General features: G+C 31.2%; 20 protein-coding genes, 1 pseudogene and 1 other annotated feature. Of the genes and pseudogenes, 3 read left to right on the top strand and 18 right to left on the bottom strand.

Annotated elements, in window-relative coordinates; all coding sequences use genetic code 11:
- Positions 1-12: 12 nt before the first annotated feature.
- Both BWGOE10_RS14710 and BWGOE10_RS14705 read right to left on the bottom strand, forming a co-directional pair.
- Positions 13-888 carry a glycerophosphodiester phosphodiesterase gene (locus BWGOE10_RS14710; RefSeq protein ID WP_070143143.1) on the bottom strand — a complete coding sequence of 292 codons (876 nt, stop codon included), beginning with the start codon at positions 886-888 and terminating at the stop codon, positions 13-15.
- Between the two features lie 46 nt (positions 889-934).
- On the bottom strand, positions 935-1,735 hold the full coding sequence (locus BWGOE10_RS14705) for a GNAT family N-acetyltransferase (RefSeq protein ID WP_070143145.1): 801 nt from the start codon (positions 1,733-1,735) through the stop codon (positions 935-937).
- 519 nt (positions 1,736-2,254) lie between these two features.
- Here BWGOE10_RS14705 and BWGOE10_RS14700 point away from each other — a divergent pair.
- Positions 2,255-2,953: a hypothetical protein gene (locus tag BWGOE10_RS14700; RefSeq protein WP_070143147.1), complete on the top strand. Its 699-nt coding sequence runs from the start codon at positions 2,255-2,257 to the stop codon at positions 2,951-2,953.
- Between the two features lie 91 nt (positions 2,954-3,044).
- Here BWGOE10_RS14700 and BWGOE10_RS14695 read toward each other — a convergent pair whose 3' ends face one another.
- On the bottom strand, positions 3,045-3,428 hold the full coding sequence (locus tag BWGOE10_RS14695; protein ID WP_070143149.1) for a winged helix-turn-helix transcriptional regulator: 384 nt from the start codon (positions 3,426-3,428) through the stop codon (positions 3,045-3,047).
- 143 nt (positions 3,429-3,571) lie between these two features.
- Here BWGOE10_RS14695 and BWGOE10_RS14690 point away from each other — a divergent pair, with 143 nt between their 5' ends.
- A complete protein-coding gene (locus BWGOE10_RS14690; RefSeq protein ID WP_070143151.1) occupies positions 3,572-4,441 on the top strand; it encodes an SDR family oxidoreductase in 870 nt (289 codons plus the stop codon).
- 207 nt (positions 4,442-4,648) lie between these two features.
- On the opposite strand, the gene BWGOE10_RS14685 is transcribed toward BWGOE10_RS14690, so the two are convergent.
- The 15 genes and pseudogenes from BWGOE10_RS14685 to BWGOE10_RS14615 form a co-directional block, all read right to left on the bottom strand.
- Positions 4,649-5,953: an MFS transporter gene (locus tag BWGOE10_RS14685; protein WP_070143153.1), complete on the bottom strand. Its 1,305-nt coding sequence runs from the start codon at positions 5,951-5,953 to the stop codon at positions 4,649-4,651.
- A 113-nt stretch (positions 5,954-6,066) separates the two neighbouring features.
- On the bottom strand, positions 6,067-7,290 hold the full coding sequence (locus BWGOE10_RS14680) for a MerR family transcriptional regulator (protein ID WP_070143155.1): 1,224 nt from the start codon (positions 7,288-7,290) through the stop codon (positions 6,067-6,069).
- 533 nt (positions 7,291-7,823) lie between these two features.
- Positions 7,824-8,237, bottom strand: a complete 414-nt coding sequence (locus tag BWGOE10_RS14675; protein WP_070143156.1) for a DUF6892 domain-containing protein — start codon at positions 8,235-8,237, stop codon at positions 7,824-7,826.
- Between the two features lie 298 nt (positions 8,238-8,535).
- Positions 8,536-9,342, bottom strand: coding sequence for a DegV family protein (locus BWGOE10_RS14670; RefSeq protein ID WP_070143158.1), 807 nt, complete (start codon positions 9,340-9,342; stop codon positions 8,536-8,538).
- A 199-nt stretch (positions 9,343-9,541) separates the two neighbouring features.
- A complete protein-coding gene (locus BWGOE10_RS14665) occupies positions 9,542-10,048 on the bottom strand; it encodes a DUF3189 family protein (protein ID WP_070143160.1) in 507 nt (168 codons plus the stop codon).
- Between the two features lie 79 nt (positions 10,049-10,127).
- On the bottom strand, positions 10,128-10,595 hold the full coding sequence (locus tag BWGOE10_RS14660) for a DUF1453 family protein (protein ID WP_070143162.1): 468 nt from the start codon (positions 10,593-10,595) through the stop codon (positions 10,128-10,130).
- A 210-nt stretch (positions 10,596-10,805) separates the two neighbouring features.
- Positions 10,806-11,438 carry a VanZ family protein gene (locus BWGOE10_RS14655; protein ID WP_070143164.1) on the bottom strand — a complete coding sequence of 211 codons (633 nt, stop codon included), beginning with the start codon at positions 11,436-11,438 and terminating at the stop codon, positions 10,806-10,808.
- Positions 11,439-11,599: 161 nt separating this feature from the next.
- A complete protein-coding gene (locus BWGOE10_RS14650) occupies positions 11,600-12,193 on the bottom strand; it encodes a GNAT family N-acetyltransferase (protein ID WP_070143166.1) in 594 nt (197 codons plus the stop codon).
- A 4-nt stretch (positions 12,194-12,197) separates the two neighbouring features.
- Positions 12,198-13,223 carry a serine hydrolase domain-containing protein gene (locus BWGOE10_RS14645; protein ID WP_070143168.1) on the bottom strand — a complete coding sequence of 342 codons (1,026 nt, stop codon included), beginning with the start codon at positions 13,221-13,223 and terminating at the stop codon, positions 12,198-12,200.
- A gap of 113 nt (positions 13,224-13,336) precedes the next feature.
- Complete coding sequence (locus BWGOE10_RS14640; RefSeq protein WP_070143715.1) at positions 13,337-14,575, bottom strand: MFS transporter; 1,239 nt, start codon at positions 14,573-14,575, stop codon at positions 13,337-13,339.
- A gap of 66 nt (positions 14,576-14,641) precedes the next feature.
- Positions 14,642-14,899 (bottom strand) — a binding site (T-box leader).
- Positions 14,900-15,074: 175 nt separating this feature from the next.
- Positions 15,075-17,213: a penicillin-binding protein gene (locus tag BWGOE10_RS14635; RefSeq protein WP_070143170.1), complete on the bottom strand. Its 2,139-nt coding sequence runs from the start codon at positions 17,211-17,213 to the stop codon at positions 15,075-15,077.
- Positions 17,214-17,448: 235 nt separating this feature from the next.
- Positions 17,449-18,048, bottom strand: coding sequence for an undecaprenyl-diphosphatase (locus tag BWGOE10_RS14630; protein WP_070143172.1), 600 nt, complete (start codon positions 18,046-18,048; stop codon positions 17,449-17,451).
- 273 nt (positions 18,049-18,321) lie between these two features.
- Positions 18,322-19,311: a zinc-binding dehydrogenase gene (locus BWGOE10_RS14625; RefSeq protein ID WP_070143174.1), complete on the bottom strand. Its 990-nt coding sequence runs from the start codon at positions 19,309-19,311 to the stop codon at positions 18,322-18,324.
- A gap of 146 nt (positions 19,312-19,457) precedes the next feature.
- Positions 19,458-19,799 (bottom strand): annotated as a pseudogene (locus tag BWGOE10_RS14620) (sensor histidine kinase); the annotation flags it as partial.
- 136 nt (positions 19,800-19,935) lie between these two features.
- A complete protein-coding gene (locus BWGOE10_RS14615) occupies positions 19,936-20,454 on the bottom strand; it encodes a GrpB family protein (protein ID WP_070143178.1) in 519 nt (172 codons plus the stop codon).
- 127 nt (positions 20,455-20,581) lie between these two features.
- Between BWGOE10_RS14615 and BWGOE10_RS14610 the strand changes: the two genes are divergently transcribed.
- On the top strand, positions 20,582-21,463 hold the full coding sequence (locus BWGOE10_RS14610; protein WP_070143179.1) for a serine/threonine protein kinase: 882 nt from the start codon (positions 20,582-20,584) through the stop codon (positions 21,461-21,463).
- Positions 21,464-21,563 lie beyond the last annotated feature (100 nt).

Genomic DNA, 21,563 nt, shown 5'->3' with positions numbered 1-21,563 from the left:
GGGGGATTCTTTTTACTTATGATTTTTTAAATCCAATATTGAATGTAAACGATCTGGATAATTAGTAAACATCCCGTCGACGCCCCAAGAAAGTAACTTTTTCATATCTTTTTCATTATCTACTGTAAATGGATGAACTTCTAATCCATAATTCTTTATTTTTTTTACGTAGGCTGCATCAATATATTTGTAATTCATACCAAGACCTATGCAGTATGTTTTATACTTTTCTATTTCTGATTCTGTTAATTGAACTGCTTTTTTATATGATAATAATTGTACTAGCGGTATATTGGCATTTAAATTATGAATCTTTCGCAGACTTTCTTCACTAAATGATTGAATAATAGCTTTATCATTTATTTGGTAGCGATTTATAATTTCTAATAGTTTTTCTTCCATTCCAGGATATTCATCTGGTGATTTTGTTTCGATATAATAGTTAGCATTATGTCCAAACGTTTCAATAATTTCTTCTAGTGTTGGAACTTTAGCATCTTCAAATTCTTTCTTTGCTAAATTTGGATGCTTTTTATTGAAAAAAGATCCTGCATTTAGTTTCTTTATTTCTTCTAATGTATGTTCTTTAACTAATCCCATACCGTTAGTTGTACGGTTTAATGTTTCATCATGCATAGCTACTAAATGTCCGTCTTTTGTCATTTGAAGATCTATTTCTATGTAATCACCCTTTAATTGTCGCCCTAATTTATAAGCTGCTATTGTATGTTCTGGTGCATATGCAGAAGCACCTCTATGCGCAATATTTTTTATATGATTTGATTGATTAGTAGCTTTTATATAATTATGTTCATTTCCTTGTTGAAAAACAAAAATGCTTATTACTATGAAAAAACAAATGATTGTAATTAGTGATATTTTTTGCATAACGGTATGTTAACTCCTATATTTAAAACAATTTGCCTTGGATGATTTACTCAAATAAATGCCGATTTTCAAAAACAGTCATTTGTCCTACAGCTTGAAAGCCGGATTTTTTATAAATATTTATTCCATCAGGTGAAGCTTGTAATACGCAATACGTATTTTTTAGTTGTTTAGCTTCTTGCAGCAAGAAATTAAACATAGTAGAGCCGAATCCTTGCCCTCTCATTGCTTCTTTAGTCGCTATATCATAAATACCGACACTATCTTTCGTACATACTAAAGAGCCAACAGATACGACCTCACCTTTATAAAGACCTAAGTATAGTTTCATGTTATCGCTATTCCATAAATCTAAAGAAGAAATTTGATTATAGTATGCTTGAACGTGAGTACCTTCTGCTGATGTACCGAATAAAGCCGCTAATGTTTCGCCAAATTGTTGTATTTGTTTTGGTGATGTTGCTTTTTGTATTGTAAAACCTACTGGAATGTCTATTGTTGGATGAATTTTTTTTAAGTCTACAACCATTGCAATATTATTTTCTGCTTCTATTAATCTAAGTTTTAGTAACTCGTTCTTAAGTGTATTCTCTCGCTTTGCATCCCAACACCAAACACTCATGGGGAACCCTTTTTGATTAAAGTGTTCTATCTCCGTACATAATTCCTCGTTTCCTTCAGTTAAGTTGTTGTTTAATAAAGTAATAATATTAAATGTATCTGTAGGTATACCACAGTTAACAGCAATATAATCCTTCGTTTTCTTTACACTCATTCCTTGTACATGACGAGCAACATATGTAGTTTTATATGTAAAATTATCTATAAGTAACTTTTGATAATTCATCAATCGTGCTCCTTTCATAGAAAGTAATAATTTAATAACTCATATATTAAATATAACATATAAGAAATATCACTTAATCAATGATATTCCCCTTTTTAACCCCTTTATATCACACGATGTAGCATAATAAGAATTAAAAATGATATAACATTGTCGGAATGAAAAAAGTGGTATATAATAAATATTAACATTACTAGTAATTATTTTAGGTATTCCTAGAATAAAGGAGCGATACATATGAAAATTACTATTTATTTCGGAAGTCATGAAGATCAAGATGTTCGTACTATGGACTGTCATTTAGATGTAGAAGATACAGAAGAGATTGTTTCTGTATCATAATATAAATAATCGGGATGAACCCTATTCCCTACAGCGTTTAAGACACCTTTTAGAGGTGTCTTTTTTATTGTTTTTTCGTCAAAAACCCTTTACTTTAGAGCGTTTTAATAGTAAAATATAAATATACGAACAAACGTTCTTTTTAATTTATTTGTACATGAAGGGATGATTTTAACAATGACTCAAGCAAAGCGCAGAGGAAGAAAAAAGCAAACACCTATTATTTCAAATACAGGCTTTATTGGCTCTGTCTTTATTGATACATTGGAGTTACAAAAGAAATCCTATTATTTCGCTCGTAAAAAACTTCAAATTGTTCATCACGTACTAGATGGTCTATCTGGAGCAACGAGTGCATTATTTAAAGAACATAATATCTCCGCATACATGTCATGTGTGTATTTACATAAACAAAAGAAAATCGGTTTTGTTCTTTCAACAAAACCTTTTGAACAAAGTGATGGCGTTGCTTACTTTATAAATTATTTAATCGAAAAGAATTTTTACGGTGACGAAGACGTTGAATATCAAGAAGTATTTAATACAGGTTTTATTGGTGTAGTATTCGCTGATTTATCTAGTATAGATCGCTTTAATTTTGAGTTTGAAATGGGTATGTTAACAAAATTAATGAAAGATATGATTATTCCGGTTAAAGAACTCTTTTTACGCCACAATGTACCGGCATACATCTCCACTTCTCATTTAGAGGAGCAAAATAAATTAGGTTTCGTTCTATCTGTAAAACCATATGATGAACGTGCAGAAGCAGATTTATACTTCGAAACATATTTAAAAGAGCGCGGGTTATTTATTGGTGATGAAGAAGATGATATTGATAAGATTGTTATTAGAAAAACAGCTGAATTACGATAGTTTTCCAGTACAACTTACATTTATGAATTGTTCAGTATTTAATTTGAACTTAATACCTTCCTATTGGTAATAGGAAGGTATTAATAATTTATTAGTCCTTATGCTTTTCATACATCTCTATTTTTTTATTTAGTAAATCTTTACCCCAGACTTGCATTGCTTCTAATACAGGTATAAATTTTTTCCCCTGCTCTGTTAAAGAATATTCTACCTTTGGTGGAACAACTTTATAAACTTCTCTGTGTACTAGCTCGTCCTCTTCAAGCTCTCTTAATTGTCTAGTTAAGATTCCTTTTGAAATACCGGGTAACATCCTCAATAATTCATTAAACCTAATAATTTCATTTTTGCTTAAATGCCACAAAATCACGATTTTCCATCTTCCTGCAATTGCATTTTGGGTAACTGTTAATGGACAAATTTCTTGCTGTGTTTCTTCAGAAATCGATTCATCTTGATAACTAAAACGTGCCATAATAAAATCTCCTTTTTCTCTAAGTACTATTTTTATGACTATGTTATTAAATTGTGCCTACTTACATAAATCCTTCTTAAGAAATAGTATATCTAATGTAGACAAAAATCAAAAATAACGCTGTATGTAACGGAGGAGATTGTATGAAAGTTTTAGTAACAGGTGCAAACGGAAATTTAGGTTCTAAAATTGTTGAGTATTTACTTACCAGATTATCAATTGAAGAAATAATTGTTGGTGTACGTGATGACAAGTCTGAAAAAGCACTTAGCTATAAGAAACAAGGCTTAGAAGTACGTGTAACGGATTTTGAAAATCAAGAAACCTTGTTTTCAGCATTCAAAGATGTTGATCGTTTATTCATCATGTCAACATTTGGTGACTTTGATACAGTTATACGTCAGCATACAAATGCAGTAGAAGCTGCCAAAGCAACAAGTGTAAAACAAATTATTTATCCAAGTGTTACAAGAGCAGAAGGAAATGACTTCTTCCTAGCAGGCATGCATAGAGCACGTGAAGTAGCAATTATTGAATCAGGTATTCCTTATGTGATTCTGCGTAACAACTGGTATGTAGAAAATGAACTTGGTACAATTCAAAGCTGTATGGCTGGTGCCCCTTGGGTGACTTCTGCAGGAGAAGGGAAAATCGGTTGGGTATATCGTCCGGATTTAGCTGAAGCAGCAGCGAATGTTTTGGTAGCTGATGGTCACAAAAATAAGATTTATGAACTTTCTGGTGAAAATTTAAAACAACAGCAATTTGTTGATACATTAAGTGAAGTATTAGGTAAAGAAATTCCTTTATTAGAAGTAGATGACTCTTCTTATGAAGAAATGTTAAAAGGTGCTGGAGTACCTGAAGCCTATCTTCCAATGTTAGTAATGACTCAAAAAGGGATTCGTGAAGGAGGATTAGAATCAACACATACCCATTTAAATTTCTTATTAGAACGTCAGGCTACACCATTAAAGCAAGCATTAACACATTTATTAGTAAATACAAAATAGATAAATCAAATTCTACAGCCGAGATCCAAATAATAAATTTTGTATCTTACAAAGTGCCAGTCCACATTAGGAATGGCACTTCTTTATTCCTGCCTTTACTTCGACCATCTATCACTTTAGTTAAAGAAGAATTTTTAAACTACATTATTATTTTTCAAAAAACTTTATTGCAAAATAAACATCTTTTTTGTTACTTAACAAATTCGCTTAGCTACGTAAAACACTATAATCTGTTGAATGAATTTCTAAATTCAACTTATTTGAGTAAGCCTTATTCAAAATAAGAAATACTATCCCTCCTGCAATTGAAAGCATGTAGGCTGGAATGTAATTTAATAATAGACCTGATAATGCCAGTGCTATTGGCTGCATCATTTTACCTATACTTAATCCAATACTGAGCACTCTTCCCCTATATTCATCGGGAATCTCTTTTTGCATGAAATAAGTTAAAGGAATATCAATTAGTGCTATCATTAGCCCTAAAAAGAACATAATAATGCAATACATAGTAACGTATACAAAATTATCTACTTCAATATTTTTGAATAAAACTGGAATCCCTGAAATTATCATAAAAATTGCTAACATAAAACTTGATTTTTTTAAAAGATAGGAATAAGAAAAACGATCAGTTATCTTTTTTACTAAGATTGCACCAACTATCATTCCTACTGGAAAAGTCCCATGAATCATGCCAAATTGCTTCGAACTAAGATTGAGAACTGTGTTTATTATGTATGGTAATGGGACGATTACAGCAAAACCTAGGAAGAAATTAAGTGAAGTTAAAATAATAAACGTATTTTTTAAGCTTTCCCTTTCAATTAAGTAAGAAAATCCCTCTTTTATATCTTTAATAAAATTAATTTCCCTGTTTGAACATTCCTTATTTATGTTGTACTCGAACAAGTTAAAGTGAATAAACAATATTGATATGCCAGAAAGAATAAATGAAATACCATTTATAATTATAAAAGTTTTTATATCTAAGACAGCAAAAACGATGCCCCCTAACATAGGACCGAGAATTAAAGATACAGAATCGATAATTTTACTTATAGAGTTAATACTCATTAACCTCTTTTCAGAGACGATATTTGGTTTTGCGGCTTCTAACCCTATTCCAAAGAATGTTGTAAATACCGACATAAGAAAGGTAGTAGCATAAATGATGAATAAGTTTAATCCATAATTGATGCTTACTATATAAACAGCAATTAATAAGCCTCCATTTAGTAAATCCATACAAATAACCAGCTTCTTTTTATCAACCCTATCTGCGATTACGCCGGCAAATGGATTCATAACAATCATTGGAATCGTTCCTAAAATGAGTGTAATTGCGAAATTTAATGCTGATCCGGTTATTTGTAAAACATATAATCCTAATGCGAAACTATAAATAGAACTGCCAAATATTGATATTGTTTTCCCAATTACATAGAGACAAATATTTTTTAGTTCTTGGCTGTTTTTTTCATTTTGTAACTGTATTCGTAAACTCTCCATAACTTTTCCCTCCCACTTAACTTTGTATTACGTACAGTGTAAGTTCTCGGGTCAACCCAATATCAATATGCTAGTATTAAAAACTTTTAAAAGAAAAATTAAAAAAGATGGGGTTAACCCCATCTTTTTCCGAAAAATGAATATGTATAAATTTCTTCTCCTTTGACAAAGAAATTTTCGTATTTTCCGCCTCGTTCCAAATATTTAGAAGTTCTTTCATCAATAGAATGAAACTGTAGCTTTTGGATTTCTCCCTTAACTGTTGCAGATGTAAAATTCTCTCGGAGTCTAGGTGCAATTTGGCTATTTATGCTGAATTTATTAAATAAAATAAATGAACTTAATAAATAACAATTGGGTTTAAAAAGGGAATTTAATTCGTGCAATAAAAACTCCTCATGTTCAAAACTATAATTACTTGTACCTGATTGATCAATTACAATATCAGCAGAATAACTCTGAATAGGTATGTTTAGAAAGTCGGCACAGATAAATACAATATTTTTTTTCACATTTCTTCTTTCAATTACATCTTTTAAAAGTAAAAGTTTATTCAAATCTCGATCAACAGCAATGTATAAACAATCTTCCGGTAATTCTTCATAAACATTTCGTAAAAAGAACCCCAGACCCGATCCTAAATCAAGTAGTATCTTGTTATTTAAATCTAGCTGTATTAGTTTCTTTTTTGCCCATTCGCCGCCTCTTTGTATATTCTCCAAAAAGGTGGTATCAGTTTCATGGATATAATCTGAAATAGATTCTTCAAGTGATGTCCTTTCATACGCCTCAAATAATTTTCCAGCTGTTAAAATCCCGGAAGTAATCGCGTATTCTTCACCACAATTACAAATTAACTTTCCCTCAACAATTTGGTTCTTATTGATAATACCATCTTCAAGAATTAAATTTCCGTTACACTTAAAACATTTAAATAAATGAAGTACTTTTAAATCTATCCCTAAAATCGAATTCGAAATTTCAGTTGCTATTGATAAATTATTTAACGCTTCCTTTAATTTGTCTTTTCGTTCCTCTAAAGTTTTTATTTCTTGTTCAATTTTTTCATATTTCACTTTAAATAAAGATTGATAAAAAATATCCTTTTCGTAATCTAAGGATTTCCCTAAATTTTTATAAAGAAACAGTTCTTTAATTTCATTCAAGCTAAACCCTAGCCATTTGTACTCTAATATAAGTTCTATATCCTTTTGACAATACTCGTCAAAAAAATAATGACTGCCCTTTTTTTCAGGAATAATGAGCCCGAGGTCTATATAATGTCTTATCGTATCTACACTTACATTATTTATATCTGCAAACTTACTGATTTTCATCCTAATCACTACCATTTATATATTTGTTTATACATACTTCTTTTTTATTTTTAAAAATCCTTTTATCTCCCTATATGAAAAAAATCTTATTATTTTTGTTGAAGGGACCCAAAAATAGCATATAATTCTTTTGTTTTATATATAAAATATTATTAGTTCTAAAATAATTAAAATCCATAAACAATGCAATTTTATCCATTGCATTGTTAAAAATAAGTTATCCTTTCCTATGATTCCGCAGAAAGAATAACTTATTTTTTATTTTTAGACATTTTAGCTATATACAGTCTCTTGTAAAGAATCTATTAAATATTCGCTAAGATTATCATGAGTAATGACATACATTTTTTAGAAAAGTGGCTCCGCAAGAAAATAGGACCCTCGCCATCTTTCATCTAATTTATATCTAAGCTGTTACAGTACCATCAAAGTTATTTAAAACAACAACTTACTGGTAGGTTTGTAATTTTGTGTGGTGAGCAATAGACGAACCCGCGGACAATGTCTACCAGTAGTACATAACTTTCTCCTCATTAATCCTCAATTTCAATTCCAGCCTGTTTAAACGGCTCTAATACTTTTGGATAACACATTGAAATATATTCCACTGTTTTTAAATTTTTTAGACTCTGAAATCCTTCAACAGAAATTACATCAAATAAACTGTCTTCACCATCCCAATCTGGCTTTAGAATATGATAAATTTCATTACCTCCATCAAAGCAAAGGGATTCAATCTTTTCCAAATCACTTATTTCTAAAGTCAACTCTTCTAAATATCCCCTGATTTCAACAATTGATCCAGCTCCAGAATACCATTCAAAATTATCCGTATACTTATCTATTAAGTCTGTTAATTCTTTTAGAAATAGTGGTTCCTTATCTAATAAAGCTTCGATTACCACTAATTTAAAATTAAAATCTTTAAACATCTCACTCTTTCCCATGTTAACTACCTCCAATGTTATCTTTGTCCTAGCCTTTTAATCTACACTGCACTAAAAAGGAGAGTCTTCTGTAAAATATCTAATCTAGCAGTTAATATCATTTCAGTTAAGTATCTTAATATATATTAAAAACAAAAAATCATTTAGAAAGGTATGTTATCCTTCACAAACACTTACAGTTTAACACTAACAAATTATTACAATTATTACGAGTGTTTTTAGCTTGAAAACGCTGTAGTGGCTCCCCATTTTCAATTTGATTAAATAAAAAACCCGTGAATGATTCACGGGTTTTCCTCTAATAACTAATTGCTATTGTTCCCTCACCTGCATGTACAGCAAATGAAATTGGTAATGGATAAAGTTTGAAATCCATTTCAGGGAATGCTTGTTTAATATCTGAAATCCATTCTTCAGCTCCATCTTTATCGTTAGCATAGAACATATGAAGTACTTTTGGTAATTCTTTTTCAAGCTCATTTTTAATGTAGTCTCTACATTTTTGGATTTTACGCACTTTCTTTTCAAGTAAAAGTTCTCCGCCTTTTACTTCTAAAATTAAGTTGACACTTAATAAACTTCCAAGTAAAAATTGAACTCCCTTTACTCGACCACTTGCATATAAACCTTTTAAGCTTTTTGGAAATACATAAAAAGGCCTTCTTTTTTCATCTACTAATGTTTTATGTATATCTTGTAAAGTCATACCATCATTGTATAACGTTTTAGCTTTTCTCATAAGTTCATCCATTGGATAACTTGTCGTTTCACTATCTAATACAGTTAAAGGGAAACCTGCCATATCAGCAGCTAGCTTCATATTTTGATAGGTCCCACTTACTTTTCCGCTAATAGCAACTGCAAAGCCTTCTTCATATTCTTCTTTGCATTTCGTAAATAACTCCACCATTTCCCCTATGTTAGGTTGTGAAGTAGTAACCGTTCTTCCGTCATTTAACGCTTCATAAAGACGTTCATGAACTCCTTCTTCACAATCTTTATACGACACTCCATCGATAATAACTTCAATTGGGATAACAAAGTTATCTCCTTCTGTTGTAAAACTCGCAGTTGTACTATCAGTAATCCAAGCAACACGCTTCATGTTGTTCCTCCCTTATTCAATTCCTCTTTTCTGACTTTTCTATATATTTATCTTATGAAAAGAGAATATCCCCTGTAATAGTAACAGGACTTTAATATTTTGGCTATAGTAGATATATGATAAATGTGAATATTGTTTGTCTATTTCACAAATAAAAAAGAAAATCAGGATATTTCCCCGATTTCCCTCTAATAATACATTATTTAAAAGTTTCATTATCTAAAATTACAACATAATCATTCGTCAATCGGCCAGCTTCCTTCGTATAACTAACAAGTCTTTGTATGTTATCACAGCTAATTTTTGCTCCCCATACAAGTAACGGTACTCCGATAAAGTCAATGTGGAACCTTCTAGAAAACAGACCACCGAAAGTCATTGGTAAAGGCACTGTTGGTGATGTATTAGAAAAAATAATCTTTTCATGACTTTGATAATGTTTTTGCAGAATCTCTCCTAAATGTTTCATCGCAGGTACAACAACTTTGGATGCCCCGCACCCAATTGTATATACAGGATTCCCATATTCATCTTGTCCATGGAAAATAATCTTTCCCATGTCCTCTGTTTTCAATTTATTAAAGTAATCTACATTTAATATTTCTTCTTTTGTTAACTTACGATCCGTTGGCAATTTATTTAAATGATAAGCTGCAGCGAGTGCAGTTGAATGTGTTCCGCCGAAATCTGTGTAAATGAATATCATATTATCATCCCTTGTTGTAAAAGTTCAATGTTATTTAGTATTACCGTTCACAGCATTGTTAAACAAGGGATAAATGTATTTACACTTTTTGTGTTAACTCATTATATTTTTTCCAGATATAATATCGTCTACTTATTACTGTACCTAATGTAATGCATAAAAAGGCACTCGTTACAACCATTAATGTGTAGTGAGTACTGCCAGAAAACATATTTTGCTTAATCGTAACTTTTGCACCTAAAATAACAAGGAGAATAATTGTACTTAACCAATTTCCTTTTCGTAATACATGACCTGTTTCACTATCTAATCGAAATGTTAAAGCTTTTCCCCTAATAACTCCAAGACCCAATCCAATGCCGAGCATTGCAACGAATAGTAGTACTTGCAATATATTTAATTGTCCCATATAAATAATGGACTGGATTGTTACAAGGCACAGCAAAGCCGGAATGAGCCAAATACGATTAATATTCACTTTATATTCCTTACCCTGTATTAATACAATTATAAGAATAACAAGTAGAATAACAAATAGAATATCCATTTAGAGTCCTCCTATATACTTGTTTACTTTTGAAAATTATATTCGCCTCTGTTAATTCCATACTTGAAATACGATAGCTACTTTAAAGTGTATAATGTGGAATGTGATTTCCATCAGTCTTACTCATTAGTTATAAAAATAAAAAGACATACTTTTTACTCGTACGTCTTTATTACCTTTATTATTACATTCATAAACTCTTTTAAACTTTTATTTATCAATACATTCTACATCTTTAGAATTAGTTTTATCTACTACTTGAATGTTAAATGTAGCAGCTAGCTTTAAAGTGATTTTATAAATAGAATATCCAACAATAGAACCTAGAACGTTACAGATTACATCATCAATATCAGTAATACGTCCCCATCCACTAAATAAAGACTCAATTAGTTGTAATAATTCAATACTAACTGATATAGCAAATCCTAATAAAATAGTATTTTTGATCTTTTTATATTTATCCCATATATTTGGTGCTAAAAAACCTAAAGGCATTAATAATAAAATGTTCCCGCCAACATTTCTTACGATTAGACCGATCATAAATAGGACATCACCATCATAAGCAGTCCCTATTTGACCTATATCCTTAAAAATTGATGCAAAAGGAATAATATTAACTGAACGACTAAGATTTTCAGCACTAGAAGGAAAACCAATTGGTAAAGGAAATAAAGTTACGGCAACAACCATACAAATGTATACTGCGAATAGAAAACTAATTAATTCTTTCCACCAATTTACATGCTTTTTATTTTTGACCCCAATTAATATACTTCGGACAAGTAAATAACAGATAACGCCAAAAAAAATAAATAAACTACCGTTAATCATATACAAATCGCTAGCACACCCCTTCATCTTAATTATTCGCTTCTATTCTATAGGAATTTTCGCAGGATGGTTTTGTCATACGGAATAATGTATCTTTATATTATTGTAAATTCATTAAAGAGAAACCTTCATTTTATTTACAAAATGAAGGTTTTCTAGTTAACACGCTAACTTAAGTACTTTTCAAAGCAAACACACTCATGAACCCTTTTAAACTTTTGTGTTATTTCTTTTTTATTTTCACCTGTGTAATGAGCGAATGTTTGAATAGGATATAAATGTCTCATATTACTTTTTATCACATCGTTTATTTCATCTGTATGATCAGAATATACGTGTAAATATGAATCTACGTTTACAAAATTATTATTTTCATACCATTGTCGAACCGATGAATCATCTCTAGTCCAAGCTTCTAATCGATTTAAATGAAACATTTGCGCTATGTTTTCTGCTTCATATAAAAGTTGATTTCCAATTCGCTTTCTACGAAAATCCGGATGAACTGCAATATGCCGAATTATACCACCAAGACCCATTCCCCTTGAACAAACCGTACGTTCTTTTATTTCGTATTCAATATCTATCAATCCTACTACTTGTCCTTCATATATAGCTACTAGTTCAATTGCGGGATTTTCATATTTTTCTTTCTCTCTAAGTACATTGTCATAATATGCTGTATCTAAAAACGATAACGCACGGCAACGTACCCAGCCTATTTCGTCTTCTTTTTTATATGCTCTAATTTTTATATCCATGTAATTAAAAAGCTCCTTCTATTTCTACCATGAATTTTTCAGGTCCTGCCCCTTTATTTGATGGAATAACTAATGAAATTCCTAAGTCTGGGTATACGGCCGAGCGAAAACTAACGCCTGGATCATATCCCATTACATGATATTTAAAAATGGTATTCTGTTTTTTCTCAATCCATATTCCATAACCGTAAGACTGGTTATTATTCACCGAAATATGAGGAGTTAAAAGTAAATTTGTAAATTGGTGGCTTAATATTTCATTGTTAAATAGAGCCTTCCAAAATTTCAACATGTCTGGTGCGGTAACGTAGGCACCGCCATCAGCACCTCCCTTAATAGGTATAGAGTATGCATTTGTTCTCCATTTTTGATTATTTCCATCTTTTATATATCCAAGGGCTGTATCTTTAGGTAAATTATCTAAAGAAAAATAACCCGAATCATTCATGACAGCTGGAACAAATATATTTTTTTCTATATATTCCGTAAATTCAAGTCCTGACTGTTGTTCTATAATTAATCCGAGTATGATAAAACCTGCATTGTTGTAGTGAAACTTACTTCCTGGGGCAAACATCATATTACTGTTTTGGAATAATGGTAAAAAGTCTCTTAAACCTTTTAATAGATACATAGGCGTTTTTTTCCAAAGATCCTCGAAATTATCCATAATACTTTCATCAAAATAATCCGGAATACCAGAGTTATGCGTTAAAAGTTGATGTATTGTAATGTCTTTATCGAAGTTTGGAAATTCAATACTTAAACAATCTGTTAACTTTGTATGAAAAGAAAGTAAACCTTTCTCAACGAGTTGACATATGCCTATTGCAGTAAATATTTTACATCCTGAAGCAATTCCAAATCTTGTTTGTAGTGTATTGGTTATACCTTCACTTCGGTTAGCATATCCAAACGAATTTTCATAGATAATATCATTATCTTTTTTTATTAAGACTACCCCAGAAAAATCTATATTCTGATGTATTTCTTTTACAATTTTCTCTATTTGATCTTTTGTTTTTATCATAATAACCACCCTTGTTTATCAGTATTGTTCTTTCCACTTATTATTTTTCCATATATAGGGGAAAGAAACCTCCTATTCACCACCCCTTAAGTTTCAAATAAAAACCAAGGGAACTATTTCGATTTTATTGATTCAGCGGAATATACCTTAGACTGCGATGGTAATAAAGTAAATACGTACAATATGATAGTAATAAGTAGCATTACCAATACTCCTACAATGACTACAATTTGTATAGAAGTGAATTGAGTTGCAACGCCGAACAGAATCGTTATAAAAATGGTTATTGCCGCAATAACAAGCCCATATATACTTCCGATCCGTCCCATCATATGAACAGGAACATTATTTTGATAAAATGTGTAAAATCCTGTATTTGCAAATGCCATAGAGAAAGATAAAATAAAGAATCCGATAGCAGCTATTAAAAACTCATTTGAAAAAGCATAAATCAAATATCCGATTGCAATGAATAATGATCCTATCCCAATTAGAAATGAAGGTGCTAATTTTTTTGATAAAATTGTATTTGTTATGGCTCCTAAAATAAAACCCGCTCCAGCGGTACTAACTAGGAAACCATATTCACTATCTGTTAACAATAAAACTTCTTTCGCAAACGATAGTTCAAGTGAATCTATAGCGGTAGCTAAGACCATCATTCCTTGGAATAGGAAGTAAACACCTACTATATACACAGATTTTTTGCTGAAATTTAAAACTATGTTCCAATCTTTTTTTAGTACAGTTAGAGATAACTTATCACTTGATGTATTAGAATCGTATTTTTTATCAAGATTAGGTAAAAGTAATGTAATGAACCCTGATAATAGAAATGCTATAGCATTCATATATATAGCAAACTCTGGTGTACCAGTTATTAATAATATCCCCGCCACTGCTGGACCAATTAAAAATGCACCAGATCCTATTAAACTACGTAGTGAGTTGAAACGTTGTCTTTGCTCTACTGGAATTAATTTCGTCATATATGTCATAGCAGTTGGTTCATAAATTGCACTGGCCATGCTTATAAAAAATACTAAGAGATAGACAATCCAAAGGGATGGAACCAAGGGTAAAATGGCGATAAATACTGCTCGGTATATATCGAGGTGAATCATTAACTTTCGTTTATTTAAACGATCTATCATACTTCCTGACCAAGCGTTTGTAAATAAGGTCGCAAATGGTTTAATTACATATAAAGTAGCAACCGCTAAAGCTGAGCCGCCCATATTATAGACAAGTACATTAAGTGCTATTAAGTAAATCCATGCACCTAAATTTGCAATACCAACTCCGGACAGTAGTAATAAAGGATATTTCCAATCTTTAAGTAATTTTTTCACTTTAGGCACCCGCTTTCTAAATTGTTTTAAAACAATAAAAAAATCCCACCCCCAAGACTTTTTAGTCTTAGGGACGAGATTTATCATCGCGGTGCCACCCTAATTTATTAATATGTCACCATATTAACCTTATCAGGTACTGCATTGTTTTCATGCTTATACCTTAGCCCTATAACGGGAGCTCCCGTCACACCATCCCCTCATAAAAGGTTCCGATGTGCTGCTCAGAGGCTTGGTTCAATAAAGAATCTTTACTCCTTTTCAGCTAAATGGAGCTCTCTGTGAAAAATTCATTTTATTTACTCTTCTCTTCACTGCATTTGATTTTTTCCATATTATCACACATTTATTTAACTGTAAATAACAAATAATCAGATATTTAAAGTCATGCTATCCGTTAATAGTCTTATTTATTATTTTTTCTAAAAATTACGGTGCGTGAAATTACTTGAAGCTCTAAAAAAAGCCTATTGTATATAGGCCCTTCAAAATGTTCGATTTAATTCGTATTTGCCTCTGCTAACGGTTGTAGTGGCGGTTCTAATTCTAATTCTAAAGTATCACCTTCTTGTAAATCTTGTCCTTTTTCAATACTTTGATTTGTTACATAACCCGTCCCTGAAGTTTTTAAATCTAATTTCAATAGTTTAGAGAAATACATAACATCACGCATTGACCAACCTTTTAAATTTGGCATTTTTGCGTTAGTCCCCAATAGAAATATACGATCGCCTTCACTCATTACCTCGCCAGACTGCGGATATTGTTTTATTAGCTTTCCTTCTCCCAATATTACTGGCTGAAGTTTTTCTTTTTCTGCACTTTTTTCTACTGTAACCATCGATTGATTTTCATAATTTTGTACTTTTAATTGGGATTGTTTCGTTGCATCTGTCATTTGTTTTTCTGTATATGGTTTCACCTTTAAATATTCAAGACTATTTTTCATAACCGGTTTAAATATTTCAGCAAGAGGCTGAGCTCCATACTCGTCTCCCTTTAACTTTGGCTGCTTAATAGCTAAGTATACGATTAACTCGGGGTCATCAATTGGAGCCATTCCTAAGAAAGAAAAAATATAATTTTCTTTTCCTTCCATATATCGTCCATTTTCAGGATTCGGGATTTGCGCTGTTCCCGTTTTACCACCTATTGGATAACCATCCACTTTATACATTGTACCTGTCCCTTTTGAAGACGTTATAACACGCTCCATTAAGCTTCTTACCTTATCTGCTGTCTCTTTTTTTATCGGATTCCCAATTTCTTTCGGTTGATTTTCCATAATAACTTGTTTGTTTGTTGGATTTACAACTTTATCAACGATATATGGTTGCATCATTTTCCCGTCATTTGCTATTGCTGTAGCAGCTTGTACTAATTGAATAGGGGTTACAGTTGAACCTTGGCCGAAAGAGGTAGTAACTTGTTGAATTTGTGTATTTAATAATAAAGTATTTTTACTTTCTCCAGGTAAATCTATTCCTGTTTTTTGATTGAATCCAAATTTATTCATATATTTCTTAAAGTTGTTTGGTTTCAATAACTGATCTTCTAAAATAGAAAATCCGACATTTGATGATCGTTCAAACCCTTCATCAAATGTAATAGAACCCCATCCGTATCCGCCATTGTGGTCTTTAATTTCTGCTGAACCAACTGCGTATTTTCCTGATTGAAAATATTCTTTCCCGTTATATACACCTTCATTAATTGCAGCAGCTAGTGTGAAAACTTTCATTGTAGATCCTGGCTCGTATGCGTTTGCAATAGGATCGTTTAAAAAATATTCAATATCACCTTTATTTGGGTTATAACTAGGTTTACTAGACATCGCTAAAATCTTGCCTGTTTTAGGATCCGCAATAATACCTATTAACATAGAAGGATCATAGTGTTGCTCCGCTTTATTCATCGCGTCTTCTAAAAAACTATTAATTTGTTTATCAAGCGTAAGATATACGTTATTTCCATTTTTAGCAGGTTCTACTTTTCCTATATCATTTGTAAGCGGGATTCCATTTCGAGAGCCTACATATGCGACATTACCATTTGTAGAGCGCAAATATTTATCAAGACTTTGTTCGAGTCCAAACTTACCTTCTGCATTTCCTTTTTCATCTGGTCTAGCAAAACCTAGGATATATGATGCAAAGTCTTCGTTTGGATATACTCTAGCTTTTTCTGTCGTAAATGACACCCCTGGTATTTTTAATTTTTTTATTTGTTCCTTCAATTCTCTAGATAAATTCCGACCAATTTTACCAATTTCAACTTGTGTACGTCCTTCATGAAAATTTTTCATGATCTCTTCTTTATCAACTTCAAGCGCATCAGCTAAACGTTGTGCAGTATCTTCTTTATCTTTTAATTTATCTTTTCCTTTTAAATTTACAACGATTCGATATGTTGTTGAGTCTTGGACTAATACTTTACCGTTTTGATCATAAATTGTCCCGCGATTTGCCTCTAAAACTCCATTTTTGTTTTGTTGTTCATTCGCAAGATCTTTTACATTAACATTATGCACGACTCCTACTGCTTGAATATAAAATATACGTAAAAGCATAGTAAAAAACAAAACAATAAAAGCAATCATCATATATCGAGCGCCTTTATTCGTTTGAAGTTTATGCATACTTATCTCCTTTCTTTTCCAATGTATTAATGCAAAGCTGTGTTTCTAAATATGTTCTTTATTATATTAGATACTATATTTTTCGAAGTTTTTTTAGTAATTCCTCTATAACAATAAGAAAACTAGCTGTGTTGTTATTTGTTTTTTATTAATTTATATTTTTAACATAAAATACGGTAAGTGAAATTTAAGAATCTTCAAATAAAAAGAACCTACTTTTTGTAGGTTCTTAAAATTAAGCTATATGGTTATATTTCGCTAAAAAAGGAACTCGTTTTGCTACTAGTGCATACATTTTGAAAATAAAACTAGCTAACGGTTCAAGTATACGTGTGCTTTGTATTACTAATCCACTTGTAATAAATGTTAAGAACGCAGCACCAAGTATATCTAGAGGATAATGAACACCTACGTACATGCGTGATACACCGACTAATATTGTCCAGGTAAGCGCGATATATTTAAGTTTTTCTCCTCTTAGAATAAATACGAAAGCAATCGAAAATACAAGTACAGAATGATCACTTACAAATGATGAATCTGCTGCATGTGGTACTAATTGATTGACATGATGTGTTATAAAAGGACGCGGATGATAATATACCGCATGTATAAGAACATTTACTAATAATGCAATACTAACTGAAAGTGTCGTATATAACACTGTATATTGTTTTCTAACTGCATTTTCTTTCTTTCCATTATTAAACCATAGGATAAGCATGAATAGAATGGCTACATATGGAACACTATTTGTAATAGCAATCATTAGCGTATCTAATAGCTTGGATGATCCAGCAAAGTTATTAATCCATTGAAATACTGTGTAATTCATATTACTCTCTCCTTATTATTTCTCATTGTACTTTAAATAAAGATACAAGCGTTCTTGATTTACACAGTATACAACATCAATATGAAAATGGGTTTAAACTTTTCTCATCTAATTCTCATCTTGCTACTATTCATTTGACAATCGTGTAACTATTTACACGAGCTAAATATGTATAAAGGTTGTAAACCATTTTAAATAGTATGGTAAACACTCTATGCATGGATATAATACATAACATATTCATTTAAATATTTTAGTTACGAAATCATATTCTTATTCCATACGAAGTGCTATATTACCGAATTGTTCTCCTTGTTGCACTCGATTTAAAGCTTGGATTGCTTCTTCTAATGGATATACTTTATCAATAATTGGTTTAATATTATGTTTCTCTATAAAATGAATCATCTTATTAAATTCTTCGCGGCTTCCCATTGATGTTCCCATAATATCGATTTGATTATAAAATAATGCTCGTAACGGTAATTCGATTTTATCTCCTGAACTTGCACCAAAATTAACGATTCTTCCATTTGGTTTTAATATATCAAAATATTTTAAGAAAGTCGCTGGACCTATACTATCTATAATTAAATCTACTTTTTCTCCATGTAAGCACTCTTCCCAATTACCAGAACTATTAAAAGAAAAGTCTGCTCCATATTTTTCTGCAGCCTTTCTTTTGCTCTCTATCCTTGAAGTAACACTCACCTTTGCTCCAATTGCTTTAGCAAATAACATAGCATAAGTAGCTACACCACCGCCAATTCCCGGAATTAGGACATGTTCTTCAGGTTTTAATCTACCTTTTGTAAAAAGCGCTCTATATGCAGTTAATGCCGATAAAGATAAAACACCAGATTCTTCCCATGAAAGATATGTTGGCTTTTCCACTACATTTTCAGCTGGCACAATAACATATTCAGCAAATGTTCCATCTGCTGGTCCACCTAGTACTTCAGGTAACGCTGGTATTTCGTGAGTATTATTCCATCCAATACTAGGATTTATAATAACCTCTGTATGTAGTGTGATATTTGAAACACCTTCTCCTAATTCCGTAACAATACCTGCACCATCTGATCCTAAAATTAATGGTAATTCTATTTCTTTTCTATTATTCATTATAAATAAGTCGCGATGATTTAATCCTGCAGATTTTAACTTTACTTTAACTTCTCCAGCATTAGGAGTTATCTCCGGTGATACTTTATATTCTAAACCTTCTAAGCCTTTTTTATGTTGATGTACAATGGTATTCATTATTATTCCCCCTTAATATTTTTAATGTACTAGAAATATCGTAATAAATAAAATATTTGGATTGCTAAGCATAAAAAAAGATGACATACATAATGTATTCCTCCTTATAAAGAACTCTTTCAACAAGAATTTTCTACCTTTACCTATTAATGAGTAGCATAAGGAAATGTAATCGTAACAATTGTTCCTTCATTTTCTTTACTCTCTAATTGAATAGTTCCGTTATATTTTTCTACAAGCCGTTTTGCAATAGATAGGCCTAGCCCATTGCCACCTTGTTTACGACTTCTCGCTTTATCAACCCGATAAAAGCGGTTAAGAACAAAAGTTAAATCTGTTTCAGGTATGCCCGCTCCGTGATCTATTATACTAATTTTAATTTTGCCCGCTTGTATACTTGATTCAATGCAAATATACTTATTAGCTTCTTTCGTATATTTCAACGCATTATCCATTACAATAATAATAATTTGTTCTAAGTAAATGGAAATATTTATTTCTAAGTATTTTCTCCATGTTATTTAATCCCCTTACTTTTAATTACTCTGTGACAAGCAGTGTATCAAATGAAAAAGAAAGGAACATGAGAGAAAGATTAAAATAAAATGAGAATTTGCAAACTACTTATAATTTGTATCGATTCTTTTTAGCTAAAACTATTATTTTTTGAATAAACGGGGCTTTTGCAGTTGTATATGAAACACGATCAAAAGGATATGTAGTAGCAAGTCTTTCTTTTAATTCGCTATATTCTTTTCGTGCCCATTCATGTTTTATGAGAAAATCTCGAAATAATAGGTTGTTCCTCCATTCTTCACTATTATAAATATAAACATGTAAATGGTGGGTACCAGCTCTCCATTTCCCTTTTCTAAAAAAGCGCCAATTTGGTGTTTCTTTTGGAACATATTCATATCCAATTTCTGCAAGGTTTTCAGTCCAATTTTCAGTGATTTGCAAATTTGTTACGCCAATCATCATATCAATAAGGGGTTTAGCTCCTAATCCTTCTATCGCTGTACTTCCTATATGTTCAATAGCAATAATTTCTTCCCGCAACAAAGAAATGAATTTCTCTTTTTCTGTTACATATTCTTCATGCCACTCGTTTTGATATGGTTTAATTAAAATTTGTTGTTCCATTTTATTCTCCTCCTTATAGTATTTATCATTATATTTATAAAATTTCACGTTATTAACATAGGGATTCCACAAAAATGTGTCGAATAATGCAATATACAACTTAATTATAGTAAATACGAGGTGAATAATGAAAGATATTCCAGTTGAAATTCAGTTAAATAATGTAACATTCCAATTAAAAGAACATCATAATTTTGATTGGCTTATGAAATTAGGAACAGTATTTACCGTTTTTGATCAGCAAGATTCAGGGAATATAAGTTTCGGTGTTGAAAAGAATGGGGAAAAGAAATTTATTAAATATGCAGGAGCATCAACTGTTGCATATGAAGGAACTTCAGATGCAGCTATTATTAGGTTGAAAAATTCAGTTACTATATACCATGAATTAAAACACAATTCTCTTATAAATTTAATTGAACACTACCCTGTACAACAAGGATATGTTTTAATTTTTGATTGGTTTGATGGTGAATGTCTTCACCCGCACTGGAGTTTCCCACCTCCAGCGAAATATATTGATCCTAGCTCACCATTTTATAAATTTAAGCATTTATCTATTAAGGAACGCATAGTATCATTGAATTCTATTTTTTCTTTCCACACTTACGTAGAACACAAAAACTATGTAGCTATTGATTTTTATGACGGTAGTATTTTGTACAACTTTAAAACGAATGAAACAAAAATTTGTGATATTGATTTATACAGTAACAAACCGTATGTAAATAAGATGGGGCGACTGTGGGGGTCCTCGCGTTTTATGTCACCTGAAGAGTTTCAACTTAACGCTATAATAGATGAAAAAACGAATGTATTTAATATGGGTGCGATAGCCTTTGCACTTTTAGGCGGAGGACAAGATCGTTCCTTTATAAAATGGGAAGCAAGTAAAAGTTTATATGAGGTAGCATATCGTGCTGTAAATGAAAATCGAAGCGGACGGTATTCGTCAGTTCAAGAATTTTATAATGCATGGTTAGAAGCCTATTCTACTCAAAAACTATAAAAACTTTCTATATTTATTAAGTATATATAGAATTTGTACTTTTATAATGTATAATACATATGAAATTGAAATTCAGAATAATGAGGCATGTATTATGAAG

Source organism: Bacillus mycoides, from assembly GCF_001757995.1.
Taxonomy (GTDB): Bacteria; Bacillota; Bacilli; order Bacillales; family Bacillaceae_G; genus Bacillus_A; species Bacillus_A mycoides_B.
This window is presented reverse-complemented; position numbering and strand designations above follow the sequence as displayed.

Excerpts from the sequence above, each read along its gene's own strand:
- BWGOE10_RS14710 (WP_070143143.1), bottom strand. The coding sequence starts at position 888 with ATGCAAAAAATATCACTAATTACAATCATTTGTTTTTTCATAGTAATA.
- BWGOE10_RS14705 (WP_070143145.1), bottom strand. The coding sequence starts at position 1,735 with ATGAATTATCAAAAGTTACTTATAGATAATTTTACATATAAAACTACA.
- BWGOE10_RS14700 (WP_070143147.1), top strand. The coding sequence starts at position 2,255 with ATGACTCAAGCAAAGCGCAGAGGAAGAAAAAAGCAAACACCTATTATT.
- BWGOE10_RS14695 (WP_070143149.1), bottom strand. The coding sequence starts at position 3,428 with ATGGCACGTTTTAGTTATCAAGATGAATCGATTTCTGAAGAAACACAG.
- BWGOE10_RS14690 (WP_070143151.1), top strand. The coding sequence starts at position 3,572 with ATGAAAGTTTTAGTAACAGGTGCAAACGGAAATTTAGGTTCTAAAATT.
- BWGOE10_RS14685 (WP_070143153.1), bottom strand. The coding sequence starts at position 5,953 with ATGGAGAGTTTACGAATACAGTTACAAAATGAAAAAAACAGCCAAGAA.
- BWGOE10_RS14680 (WP_070143155.1), bottom strand. The coding sequence starts at position 7,290 with ATGAAAATCAGTAAGTTTGCAGATATAAATAATGTAAGTGTAGATACG.
- BWGOE10_RS14675 (WP_070143156.1), bottom strand. The coding sequence starts at position 8,237 with ATGGGAAAGAGTGAGATGTTTAAAGATTTTAATTTTAAATTAGTGGTA.
- BWGOE10_RS14670 (WP_070143158.1), bottom strand. The coding sequence starts at position 9,342 with ATGAAGCGTGTTGCTTGGATTACTGATAGTACAACTGCGAGTTTTACA.
- BWGOE10_RS14665 (WP_070143160.1), bottom strand. The coding sequence starts at position 10,048 with ATGATATTCATTTACACAGATTTCGGCGGAACACATTCAACTGCACTC.
- BWGOE10_RS14660 (WP_070143162.1), bottom strand. The coding sequence starts at position 10,595 with ATGGATATTCTATTTGTTATTCTACTTGTTATTCTTATAATTGTATTA.
- BWGOE10_RS14650 (WP_070143166.1), bottom strand. The coding sequence starts at position 12,193 with ATGGATATAAAAATTAGAGCATATAAAAAAGAAGACGAAATAGGCTGG.
- BWGOE10_RS14645 (WP_070143168.1), bottom strand. The coding sequence starts at position 13,223 with ATGATAAAAACAAAAGATCAAATAGAGAAAATTGTAAAAGAAATACAT.
- BWGOE10_RS14635 (WP_070143170.1), bottom strand. The coding sequence starts at position 17,213 with ATGCATAAACTTCAAACGAATAAAGGCGCTCGATATATGATGATTGCT.
- BWGOE10_RS14630 (WP_070143172.1), bottom strand. The coding sequence starts at position 18,048 with ATGAATTACACAGTATTTCAATGGATTAATAACTTTGCTGGATCATCC.
- BWGOE10_RS14625 (WP_070143174.1), bottom strand. The coding sequence starts at position 19,311 with ATGAATACCATTGTACATCAACATAAAAAAGGCTTAGAAGGTTTAGAA.
- BWGOE10_RS14615 (WP_070143178.1), bottom strand. The coding sequence starts at position 20,454 with ATGGAACAACAAATTTTAATTAAACCATATCAAAACGAGTGGCATGAA.
- BWGOE10_RS14610 (WP_070143179.1), top strand. The coding sequence starts at position 20,582 with ATGAAAGATATTCCAGTTGAAATTCAGTTAAATAATGTAACATTCCAA.